Raw genomic sequence first — 12,330 nt, forward strand, 5'->3', positions numbered from 1 at the left:
GGGTGTTTCAGTTGACTAAGAAGTTAAAGGTTGCAGTAATCGGCGCAGGCGGGATCTTCCAATGGGCGCATTCCGCTCCGCTGAAGAACCATGGAGAGCTTGAAGTGGTCGCCATCGTAGATATCGACCTGGCGAAAGCGCAAGCTGCGGCCGAACAGCACGGCATTCCGCAAGCATTCCGTGACTATCGCGATGTCATCCAAATGGAAGAGATCGACATTATCGATATTTGTACGCCGAATCTGTTCCATTCCGAGATTGCAGTTGCGGCGCTGGAAGCCGGCAAACATGTCTTCTGCGAGAAGCCGGATGCGGTAAATCCGGATGAAGCGATTAAGATGCAGCAAGCAGCGGAGAAAAGCGGCAAAGTGCTTATGGTTATGCGCAACAACCGCTTCCGTCCGGCATCGAAGTTCATCAAGGAGTGGATTGAGGAAGGCAACCTCGGCGAAGCTTATGCCGGCCGTTGCGGCTGGACTCGTCGCCGCGGTATTCCAGGCAAAGGCGGCTGGTTTACGACCAAAGAGCTGTCCGGCGGCGGCCCGTTGATCGATCTTGGTGTTCACTTCATCGACTTGGCGATCTGGTTCATGGGCAATCCGAAGCCAATCTCGGTAACTGGCGCAACCTATACGAAATTCGCGGACGCAGACGATATTGCTGGATCTGAGCACAGCAAGTTCGGCGAGAAATCAGAAGGCGAGGGTATCTTCGATGTGGAAGACCTTGCGATCGGATTTATCCGCTTCGATAACGGCGCGTCGCTCCAAATCGAGTTCAGCTGGGCTTCCAACATCGAAAAAGAAGAGAATTTCGTCGAGCTTCGCGGCACGAAGGCAGGCTTCCGATTCAGTAACGGCAAGCTTGGTATCTTCGGCGAATCCAATGGCACGGTAACCGATACGGTTCCACATCTTGGCGAAGACACAGGCGGACATGGCGAGAACTTGCACCATTTCGTGGATGTTGTGCAGGGTCGCGAGAACCCGATCTTTACCATCGATCAAGGCGTGGATATGATCAAAATTTTATCTGCTATCTATGAATCCGCCCGTACAGGATCAGAAGTTAAACTGTAAGGGGATGCGTTAGTGATGTACCGGGATCGCACTCGATTGAATGAGGGCGGTCCCGCACATCTGCCGCATCAAGGATTCTTTTTTTCATTAAGGAGGATGGCTTGGTGCCGTGCCGCAGGAAGTGATAAGCGCCTTGCGGAATTAGTAGGAGAACTACCCGCAACCGCTTGAAGAAATGTGACATTCATGAGATGCAGCACTCATAGAACGATCATTTGGAGGCTGGCATGCATTGAAGACAATCAGAATCGGTATTATTGGCGCAGGGCTGATCGGCAAGGATCATTTGGAGAAATATGAGAACATCGAGGGTGCAGAAGTCGTGGCGCTCTGCGACACCAATGAAACGCAGCTGAAGAAGATGGCAGAGCAGTTCGGCGTTCCTAGTACCTATACTGATTATCGAGCGCTAATTGCACGCGAAGATCTGGATGCGGTTGATGTGTGTGTGCACAACAACCTTCATGCACCGATCACGATTGCTGCGCTTGAAGCTGGCAAGCATGTGTATTGCGAGAAGCCGATTGCGGGCTCTTATGCGGACGGCAAACGGATGATTGATTCTGCTAAGCAAGCCGGCCGCTATCTTCATGTGCAGCTGGGCTTCCTATATCTCATCGAGACGATTGCGGCGAAGATGCTCATCGAGGAAGGCAAGCTCGGCAAGCTCTATCATGCCCGCTCGACAGGTCACCGCAGACGCGGGCGTCCGTTCGTAGACGGGTATGCGACGAAGGAATTTAATCGTAAAGCTACCGCGGCAGGCGGTGCTTTGTTTGATATGGGCGTATACCGCATCTCCCAACTGCTCTACTTAATGGACTTGCCGACGGTGAAGACCATTACCGGCAAGACGTATCAGGAAGTCGCGATGGATGAGACGCGCCGAGCGATAAGCGGCTTTGATGTGGAGGAGCTCGGCGTAGGGTTCGTCCGTTTCGAGGGCGGATTGACGCTGGATATTATCGAAGCGTGGGCCATTCATCTGAACGGCTTCGAAGGAAGCAGTATCGTCGGCAATATCGGCGGGTTGCGGCTTCCCGGACATACCAGTCAAGGTAAAACACCATTCAGCTATCATACACAGCTAAGCGATATGGATATGGACGCTACCTTTGATCTCGGCAATGCGAATTACCGCTGGCATCAGCTTCGAGAGCATACAGATGCCTATGATTCCTCACAGGAGCACTGGATTGCGGCTCTGCAAGGCCGAGTAGAACTGTTGCCAACCGCGGAGATTGCACTGCAAACCATCCTGATCAGTGAAGGAATCTATTTATCCGACCAATTGGAGCGAGAGGTAACAGCCCTGGAAGTTATCGCAGCATCGAAGTCCACCGCAATGAACCTATAAACTATATGCTAAAGCGTACAAGTCAGGAGAATCGTATCCCCATGATTGAAATCATAAATAAACAAATTGTTATTGATGGTAAACCTGAGGTTATTATGTGCGGCGAGGTTCATTATTATCGCCTTGCTCGCAGTGAATGGCAGGATCGGATTGATAAGCTGAAGGATGCGGGCTGCAATGCAGTTGCTTCTTATGTCCCTTGGTTATGTCATGAGCCGCTCGAAGGACAATTTGATCTAGACGGACATACGCGTCCGGAGCTCGATCTTGGCGGTTTTATTGATCTTTGCGAAGCGAATGGGCTCTATTTCTTCGTTCGTCCGGGGCCGTTCATTATGGCGGAGATGAAGAATGAAGGCATTCCGTTCTGGGTATATGAGAAACATCCGGAGGTCATCCCATATGGCTGGGATGGCGCAGAAGCGACGACACGGACGCTTGATTATCTGGCACCGGGTTTCTTAGCTGCAGCTCGCAGCTGGTACGCGGCTGTCATGGCTGTTGTAGCACCTCGCCTGCATGGACAAGGCGGCAGCATTATTGGCGTTCAGCTCGATAATGAGATTGGCATGCTGTCATGGGTAAGCAACTGCCCGGATTTGACGGAGCATGTCGCAGGCGACTTCACGGAATGGCTCGGTCGTACCTATGAGGCAGATAAGCTGCAGGAACGGTATCCGTTTGATTTAAGTGATCCGGCTGTTCGCTTGACTGCCATTCGTTCGCCTAAAGAAAGCTATGCTGCTGAGCTTCTGCACGATTTGGGCTACTACATGCGCAACCGATTTGCTCGGTATGTCGCCATTCTGCGCGAATATGCGGAAGAGTTCGGCGTTCGCGATGTGCCGTTCTTCGTGAACATTCACGGCACCGGCGGCGGTCGCGGATTCACGTACCCCATCGGCATCAGCCAATTGTACGAAGCGTATACGCAGGCGCCCGGCTATCTGTCCGGCTCCGATATTTATTTTGGCGATCTGACGGTAAGCAATTTCCAAGACCTGTACTTGATTAACGGATTCATGGATGCTGTTCATTTGCCGGATCAACCGCTCACTTCGCTGGAATTCGAATGCGGTGACGGCAACTACGGCAATAATTTCGGCGGTCGTTATGACGTGTCGGCCGCAGACTTCAAGACTCGCATGTGTATCGCCCAAGGAAATCGGATGATCAACTATTATCTAATGACCGGTGGAATTAATTACCGGATGGATGAGAAGCTCGGCGATGGCAATGATCGTGTCGCTTTCACCGGCGAACGCCATGGCTTCGCGGCTCCGGTCAGCCCGGAAGGGGAGCTCAACTATACCTATCCGCGAATGCAGCGTGCAATTAAGACCATGATGGCTGTGAAGGATAAGCTGGCTGTTATGAACGAAGAGCATGACGGAGTAGCTTTCGCATTCATTCCTGATTACTATATGACGGAATATCGTTATCCGAAGAGCGAGAAGATGAATGAGATTCTGAAGAATATCGAAACGAATCGTGCCAATGGCGGCTGGGAAATCATGGGCCGCTGCATGCTTCTGGCCGGATACCGCTTCAGTTCCGTGGATATTCAGAATAAGTCTCTAGATCCGGCGACAACACCTGTACTTGCACTGCCATGCGCGCGTTACTTGAGCTCGGCTATTCAGCGTAAGATTGCGGACTATTTGAACGCCGGCGGTGGACTGCTGCTGTACGGTGAGGTGCCGCAGTTTGATATGGAAGGCAAGCCTTGTACGAATCTTAGCGAAGCCATGGGCATTCAGGTTGAGGGCATCGTTCAGAACGGGCCGCATTCCTGGCCGTCCATCATCGCAGAAGGCTGGGCGGCGGGGCGGCCTGAGGTGCATACGCATTTCGCCCAGCGTCTGGCACCTGGAACAAACGATGTCATCATGCGTTTGTATGACAGCGGATTTGTTTGCGGTGTTGAGGCACATGCAGGGCGCGGCCGTGCCATTGTGATTGCAACGGCTTACAGCGGCGATGTGGCCTTGTTCAAGACAGCGCTTGAGCGCTTAGGGGTTAAGGCCGGTTTGATGCATGATAATCGCTATCTGGGTATATTCACCACGTCGACGGTTAATAAAGAAGGCGAACGTTTCGTGCATATTCTAAATTTGGACGGCTTCGATAAAGAGCTTCATCTCACAGACCGCGGCGAGCAGCTGTTTGGCGGACGCAGTATTGAAATTGCCAGCAAAGACGGGGTCATGCTGCCGATCGGGATGACGTTCGGCGATGTGCGAATCGCGTATTCAACCGCTGAAATTACAGCTGTTGATCAGGCATCGATATCCTTCCGTCTGACGCAGGCAGAAGATGTAATTGCGCTCGAAACCGCGCGTGGAATCGCAGCCAGCACAGATTACACGGTAGAGGAACAAGGCGGCATGAAGCTGGTAGTATCGCGAAAGCATGCCAAAGTGGATGACAAACTAACCATTGTATTTATCTAACCTGGTCCATAGTGCCACTGTGAAGGTGATATATAGTACGAAACTATCGAAAAACCCCGTGGAGACGGGGTTTTTTCCTATTTTTCAATCGAAACGTTTCACCAAAAGAAGGAATAAGCAGCTGCTTCATGACAAATTTACAAGAAAAAAGTCATAGAAATTGAGGTGAAAGCCTTTTCCCATCGCGAACAATGTGCTAATATGGGTTTTGTGAAACGTTTCGACAAAGAGTGTGGCGAGAAATGTAACTTTTTGTTAATTTGCGTAAAATACCGAATTAAATACCTTTTTTGGTTGTGAAAGCGGTTCATTTGGATCGTTTTATTTTATAAAACCGTCGAATCGTTTCGATGGAAAATGTCATGTCGGCAGTAGGTCAGACCTACGGGTTTGGGACATAATAGGTGTGGTTATTACGCAACTGAAATAGGAGGATTTACGATGGCTATGTCAACAAGCAAACAAAACGTACGGCCCAAAAAACGCAGTGGGCTGCAAACGCAGAACATAAAGATTCTGTATCTGTTCTTGATTCCCGCGATGGTATTAACTTTCATTTTCTCTTACCTGCCCATGTTCTCCAACTACATTGCATTCTTGGATTATGACTTTAACAAAGGCTGGTTCGGTTTCGGCAGTGAATTTGTCGGCTTTGACAACTTCGCCAAGTTCCTGACGGATCATAAATTTTATACATTGATCGGCCGTACGCTGCTTTACAGCGTGACGATGATGATTGCGACATTCCCTGCACCGTTGATTTTTGCGCTGCTGCTCAATGAGCTTCGCGGCGAACGCTTCAAACGTATTGTTCAAACCACTTCCTATATTCCGCATTTTGTATCATGGGTAACGGTTGCCGGTTTGTTCTACATGTTCCTTACAGTTGACGCTACAGGGATTATCAACAACCTGCGCCAACTGATTGATCCGGCCGCTGAACGTATTTCGTTCATGCAGGATGCGAAGAACTTCCTTCCCGTTCTTGTTATCTCCGAAGTGTGGAAAGAAACAGGCTGGGGTACGATCTTGTATCTTGCAGCACTGACGAGCATTGACCCGCAGCAATATGAAGCCGCGCAAGTGGACGGCGCGAGCCGCTGGCAGCGCCTGATGTATATCACGCTCCCGGGTTTGATTCCAACGATGTGTATTCTTCTGATCTTCTCGCTCAGCGGATTGCTTGCGACAAACTTCGACCAAGTGTTCAACTTGCAAAATAAAATGATTCGTCTGGATACGGACACCATCGGCGTTTATACGTACTATCAAGGTCTCGTTAGCGGACAGTATTCATATTCAGCCGCGGTTGGGCTATTCCAAGGCGTAATCTCCTTTATTCTGATTATGGCTACTAACTACACGACGAAGCGCCTCAGTAACGTAGGTATCATTTAAAGGAAGGGGTTACCGGAACCTAATGAAAGCGAACAGAATTAAACGAACAACAGGTGAACGCACATTTGATGTCTTTAACATCCTACTCATGTTGGTCTGGTCGATAACTGCGATATATCCGTTCTGGTATATCTTGGTGATGTCCTTCAATACAGGAGCTGACGCGGCCGCAGGCCCGATTTGGTTCTTCCCTCGCGTATTTACGCTAGAGAACTATGCTTTTGTCTTTCAGTATGACCGGCTTCACTCGGCATTTATCGTAACGACGCTGCGATGCATCATCGGACCTGTTCTATCCGTATTCGTCACGATGTTGGCTGCCTTCGCACTCTCGAAGCGTTTCTTGCCGGGACGTAAATCCATTCTATTCTTCTTTATGATTCCGATGTTTATCGGCGGAACGATTATTTCCAACTATGTCGTGATCTCGAAGCTGGATCTGGTCAACAATTTCTTGGTTTACGTTCTTCCGGGGGCGTTTGGATTCTTCAGCATGATCATTATGCGTACGCACATTGAAGATCTTCCGGCTGAGCTGCAGGAATCAGCTTTCATCGACGGTGCGGGTTATGTCCGCATTTTCTTCCAAATCATTTTCCCGCTTTGCATGCCGGTTATTGCCGCATTCGCATTCTTCGCCGTTGTAGGCAACTGGCTGGATTATTATACGAACCTGATTTACGTTACAGACCGCAGCTTGAGTACGCTGCAATTCGTGCTGTATGAAATCATCAACCGCGCAGAAGCGAACACGATGATCGATTTCACGAAGACTTCAGGGGCTGCTGCACGTAGACTCCTGGCTCAACGGAATAACACGGTTCCAACGCCTGAGGTTATCAAAATGACGGTCATGGTCGTGGTCACGTTCCCGCTGCTATTCGTTTACCCGTTCTTCCAGAAGTATTTCGTCAAAGGGATGTTAACTGGAGCAGTTAAGGCTTAATAAGTCACTGCTTTTCCATAGTTAATTAAACACATATCCAAGGGAGGCTTTACGGTATTATGAAAAAGGTAGTCATGATTATGTTTGCTGTTCTACTGGCTGTTTCTCTGGCTGGCTGCGGCAGCTCCAAGATCGAAAACAACGCACCGAATAATACGGGCACGAACGCAGGCGCACCGGTTGATCCGGCAAACTTCAAGGAAATGCATTTGGAAGTTCTTAGCCAATTGCCGACAAACCCACGTAAGCCGGTTGAAGACAAGCTAACTCCAATCTGGCGCGAGAAAACAAAAGTTATTCCTGATTTCGTAGAAATCCCGGCAGGCACTGATTATAAAAGCTGGCTGCAAATGCAAATTCTTGCTGACACCGTTCCAGCGGTAATCGCGAACCAGAACGGGATCGCAGACGACGCGGACAACATGGAAATGCTGAAGAAAGCAGGCATGGTTCGTGAAATCACGCTTGATGAAATGACTAAATACATGCCGCTTACGGCTGCCCGTTTATCTGAACTTGGCGTTACCATGGAACAATGGTACAAAGCAAGCGTAGATCCGACGGATGGCAAGCTATGGGCAATTCCTTCACTGCCAAGCCCATTGCTCAAAGATGAATACCGCAAAACACCTTATGGCGAATCCCGTCTGGGTAACGGCGGTTACGGCGTTTGGATGCGCGATGATATCTTGAAAAAAATCTTCCCGAGCGCAATGAGCGCAGCTGAACTGAAGAAGCTGGCTATTGCGAACAAAGGTAAATTATCGCTTGAGCAAATCATGGATATTCCGATCAAAAATCTAGACGACATGTACGCTTACTTAGAAAAAGTAAAAGCATTGGACATTAAAGAAAACGGCAAGACGATTACACCGGGCCACCTCCAATTGGATAACACGAGAGGCGCGCTTCAATGGTCCTTGTTCACAGCTTCCGGTTTGAATATGAGCCAAGCTTATCCGCTCGTAATCAACGAGTCTAAGAACCTATACTCGGACTACCAGCTTACTCCGGAATGGAAATCTTACATTTCGTTCATGAACAAAGGCTTCAAAGACGGCTTGTTCGGTAAAGAATTCTACATCCAGAAGAATGAGCAGCGCGATGCGAAAGTGATCAATGGTGAATATGCCGTTGTGAACATGTGGGCTCCAATTGCAGCGAACCAAGAGAAAGTGAAAAAAGAAGGCAAGGATTACGACTGGAGATTCTATCCGATCTTCGCAAACGAGCTTGACCCAAGTAATCAAGATGCAGCAAATCAGTACTTCCCATTGACGACAAAATGGAACTCCAAAGCCATTAACCCGAAAAAGGTTACGGACGACATGATTCCACAAGTACTGAACTGGATCGACTGGAACAACTCCCTTGAAGCGGCAGATCTGCGCGCATGGGGTACTCCTGATATGTACACAGGCGAAGGCATGGAACGCCGCTACAAACCGGAATTCAAGAAGGTCGAAGAGTACAAGCTGATTGGCAAGCAGGATGAAACAGGCGATGGCTGGTACTACGGTATTCAAGGTCAAGACAACACCATGACAAACCCTGAAGTATACGGCCTGGCAATGGCTGACGAAATGGGATTTGTATATACACCGCAAATCGTATATCCATTCAGCGTAAGCAACTACGATCAAGCTACTCTGGTGAACACGGCTTGGCAGCAGCACAACATGAAGAACATGACGCTGTATGCGGAACTTCCTGTTGATGATGCAACGCAGCAAGCTCGCGCTGAGTACGATACCGTTACAAATGATCTGAACAACAACCTGGTTGCTCCTCATAATGATGAGCTCGACAACCTGATTGTTAAAGCAATTACCAGCCCGGTTGCTGATTTCGACAAAACGTATAAAGAATATACAGACGTTCTGGCGGAAAGCGATATTGCCGATGGCGTGAAGAAACAAACGGAAGCTTGGATGAAATATTACAAGCTTCGTGAAGGCTTCCTGAAGAAACTAAACTAAATCAATGAAACTGCAGCGCTCTGGCCGCTCGGCCGGAGCCTGTTTATTTCATCTTGAGAGGATGTTAACGATGACGAAGAAACTTAAAGTAGGCGTAATCGGCGCGGGCGGTATTTTCCAATGGGCGCACTCCGAGCCTTTGAAAAACCACTCAGAGCTTGAAATCGTAGCGATTTGCGATATCGATCTGGAGAAAGCAAAAGCAGCAGCGCAGCAGCACGGCATTCCGCAAGCGTTCAGCGACTACCGCGACGTGATTGCCCTGGCAGACATCGACATTATTGATATCTGCACACCAAACCTGTTCCACTCCGAAATCGCTGTTGCCGCTCTTGAAGCAGGCAAGCATGTATTCTGCGAGAAGCCGGATGCTGTTAGTCCGGAAGAAGCGCTCCGCATGAAAGAAGCTTCAGAGAAAAGCGGCAAAACTCTGATGGTTATGCGCAACAACCGTTTCCGTCCGGCTTCCCAGTACATCAAACGTTGGATCGACCAAGGCAACCTGGGCGAAGCTTACGCTGGTCGCTGTGGTTGGACACGTCGCCGCGGTATTCCGGGTAAAGGCGGCTGGTTCACGACGAAAGAATTGTCCGGCGGCGGACCGCTTATCGATCTTGGCGTTCACTTCATCGACTTGTCGATCTGGTTCATGGGCAATCCGAAGCCGGTATCGGTTACGGGTGCAACTTACACGAAATTCGCGGATGCGGAAGATATCGCGGGCTCCGAGCACAGCAAGTTTGGTTCTAAATCCGAAGACGAGGGCACGTTCGACGTTGAAGATTTGGCTATTGGCTTTATCCGTTTCGATAACGGTGCATCGCTCCAAATCGAGTTCAGCTGGGCTTCGAACATCGAGCAAGAAGAGAACTTCGTTGAGCTGCGCGGTACGAAAGCCGGCTTCAAATTCAGCAACGGCAAACTTGGCATCTTCGGTGAAGACCAAGGCGTCGTAACGGATATGGTTCCGCACGTAGGCGAAGACAACGGCGGACATGGCGCGAACCTGTACCACTTCGTCGATGTCATTCAAGGCCGCGAGAAACCGATCTTTACGATCGATCAAGGCGTAGACATGATCAAAATTTTGTCCGCGATCTATGAGTCGGCTCGTACAGGTTCTGAGGTTAAGCTGTAAAGCAGGGAATGCGACAGAAGCCCTAACCGTCCAATTGGGCTGGTAGGGGCTTCTTCTTTATGAGAAGGAGCGTGGCTGAGGGATGAAGAGGAAGCTCGTATGCGTATATGATTTGGAAGCGAAGCATAGACAACGAATCCGAGAGGCTGCGCCGGGATTTGAGCTTGTATTTGGCGGTGACACCGATGAACAGGGGATGTCGGAACATCTGGCCGAGGCTGAGATAATAGCAGGCTGGGATGATCAAGCGGCTGCAAGCGCGCTGCGGCCGGGTACTCCGCTGCGCTGGGTGCAGGCTTGGGGTGCAGGCGTCGAGCAGATGCCTTTCGACGCATTTGCGGCACGTGGAATAACGCTGACCAACGCCAGCGGCGTTCATGCGAATGGGATATCGGAGACCGTGCTCGGCATGATGCTTAGCTTTACGCGCAAGCTGCATGTGACGATGCGCAATCAAGTCGAGAAGAAATGGGATTGGCTCGGCGGCTTAGGCGAAATTCACGGCAAGGTGCTCGGGATCGTCGGTGTCGGCGCGATTGGCGAGGAGCTTGCGAGACTCGCTCAAGCGTTTCATATGCGTGTGGTAGGCGTTCGCAATAGCGGTAAGCCTTCGCCTTATGTGGATCAAATGTACGATTCCGAAGGATTGGATATCTTGCTCAAGGAGAGCGACTATGTCGTGGTTACGCTTCCAATTACAAAGGAAACCCACCATTTGTTTGACCTTGCGAAATTTAAGCAGATGAAGCCGTCCGCATTCTTCGTTAACATCGGACGCGGACAGACGGTCGTAACGGAAGATATGGTGGAGGCGCTGCAGTCCGGCGTCATTGCCGGAGCAGGGCTCGATGTGTTCGAGCAGGAGCCGCTGCCTGCGTCACATCCGCTCTGGGAGCTCGATAATGTCATTCTAACCCCGCATAACTCCGGTAATTCGATCTATTACACCGACCGTGCGGTCGATATTCTTGTTCATAATTTAGGCGTTTATCTGCGTGGCGAAAGGGATTCGATGCGCAACCTCGTTAGTTTGACGAATCAGTACTAAGCCGAAAAGGCAGTGCCCAGGTTAAGAAGCGGCTTTCCATTCGAACAGCTTCTCAAGCTGCCCCAGAATGGCTGTTAATTCGTGCTGGGATTGCAATAGTCCGATAAGCGCGCGGACAAGCACCATTCGGGGCTTGTCCGCGTTCGCTTCTTCCTGTAGAAGAATGGCCGCGTCATGTAGCTCCGTCTTTATGCTGTTTGTAGCTTGGAGCTCATGAATGGTGGTTAGCAATTTGGTGATTCCTTCGCTCAGCTGCTCCTCAGCAGGGACAGCAGACCCCTTCATCCCACAGGCAACAAATTGAGTCATAATGTCCGATTCCAGAATGGGTTCGCTCTTCGATTGAACAAGACCGGCAACCATTTCGTCCATCCGCTCGACCACGAAACTCGCCATTCGTTCATAATCGAATGGACTGCTAATTAGCTCTGTCATCACCATATATTCCTTGATGATACCGATGTAGAGAGCAATCAGATCCCATTTATATAATTGAATGTCTGGGCCGTATGCATGTACAAGGCTTTCTTCCAAATAGACAAACATTTGCGATCGAATTTGTTGAAGGAAAGAAGAAAAGACACCGTTTTCGTTAATCTTCAGTTCATAAAAGTCTTTTATACTGGATTTAAATGCCTTGAAGTTGATAAATTGGTTCAAGGTTTCTTGCACGAAACGTGCTTTAGGCGACAGTGAACGATCCGATTTAATACGGTCCACCTGCTCGAACATCAGCTGAAAGCGATGCCGATAGACTTCGACAAGCAATTCCTCCTTGGAAGCAAAAAACTTATATAAAGATCCCTTTGCTATTCCGCAATCGTTCGCAATATCTTGAATGGATGTAGCCTCAAACCCTTTTTGTGCAAATAACTGCATGGCAGATCCGATGATTTTATCTCTAAGCAAACTCAAGTGGCGTTCCTCTTTTC

9 protein-coding genes are annotated in these 12,330 nt (G+C 49.5%); 8 read left to right on the forward strand and 1 reads right to left on the reverse strand.

Annotated features, from left to right (window positions below):
* Positions 1-11: 11 nt before the first annotated feature.
* The 8 genes from AC0YNS_RS14420 to AC0YNS_RS14455 all read left to right on the forward strand — a co-directional run bounded on the left by AC0YNS_RS14420 (position 12) and on the right by AC0YNS_RS14455 (position 11,398).
* Positions 12-1,079 (forward strand): Gfo/Idh/MocA family protein, encoded by a 1,068-nt coding sequence (locus tag AC0YNS_RS14420; protein ID WP_475781676.1) that lies wholly within the window; start codon positions 12-14, stop codon positions 1,077-1,079.
* Between the two features lie 232 nt (positions 1,080-1,311).
* On the forward strand, positions 1,312-2,436 hold the full coding sequence (locus AC0YNS_RS14425; RefSeq protein ID WP_475781677.1) for a Gfo/Idh/MocA family protein: 1,125 nt from the start codon (positions 1,312-1,314) through the stop codon (positions 2,434-2,436).
* Positions 2,437-2,477: 41 nt separating this feature from the next.
* On the forward strand, positions 2,478-4,889 hold the full coding sequence (locus tag AC0YNS_RS14430) for a beta-galactosidase (RefSeq protein ID WP_475781678.1): 2,412 nt from the start codon (positions 2,478-2,480) through the stop codon (positions 4,887-4,889).
* 441 nt (positions 4,890-5,330) lie between these two features.
* Positions 5,331-6,287 (forward strand): ABC transporter permease, encoded by a 957-nt coding sequence (locus AC0YNS_RS14435; protein WP_475781679.1) that lies wholly within the window; start codon positions 5,331-5,333, stop codon positions 6,285-6,287.
* Between the two features lie 22 nt (positions 6,288-6,309).
* Positions 6,310-7,233, forward strand: coding sequence for a carbohydrate ABC transporter permease (locus AC0YNS_RS14440; protein WP_475781680.1), 924 nt, complete (start codon positions 6,310-6,312; stop codon positions 7,231-7,233).
* 59 nt (positions 7,234-7,292) lie between these two features.
* Complete coding sequence (locus AC0YNS_RS14445) at positions 7,293-9,212, forward strand: type 2 periplasmic-binding domain-containing protein (protein ID WP_475781681.1); 1,920 nt, start codon at positions 7,293-7,295, stop codon at positions 9,210-9,212.
* Positions 9,213-9,282: 70 nt separating this feature from the next.
* On the forward strand, positions 9,283-10,350 hold the full coding sequence (locus AC0YNS_RS14450) for a Gfo/Idh/MocA family protein (protein WP_475781682.1): 1,068 nt from the start codon (positions 9,283-9,285) through the stop codon (positions 10,348-10,350).
* An 82-nt stretch (positions 10,351-10,432) separates the two neighbouring features.
* Positions 10,433-11,398: a D-2-hydroxyacid dehydrogenase gene (locus tag AC0YNS_RS14455; RefSeq protein ID WP_475781683.1), complete on the forward strand. Its 966-nt coding sequence runs from the start codon at positions 10,433-10,435 to the stop codon at positions 11,396-11,398.
* Positions 11,399-11,419: 21 nt separating this feature from the next.
* Here AC0YNS_RS14455 and AC0YNS_RS14460 read toward each other — a convergent pair whose 3' ends face one another.
* Positions 11,420-12,313, reverse strand: a complete 894-nt coding sequence (locus tag AC0YNS_RS14460; RefSeq protein WP_475781684.1) for a TetR/AcrR family transcriptional regulator — start codon at positions 12,311-12,313, stop codon at positions 11,420-11,422.
* Positions 12,314-12,330 lie beyond the last annotated feature (17 nt).

It is taken from the genome of Paenibacillus sp. J22FR21 (genome assembly GCF_056269135.1).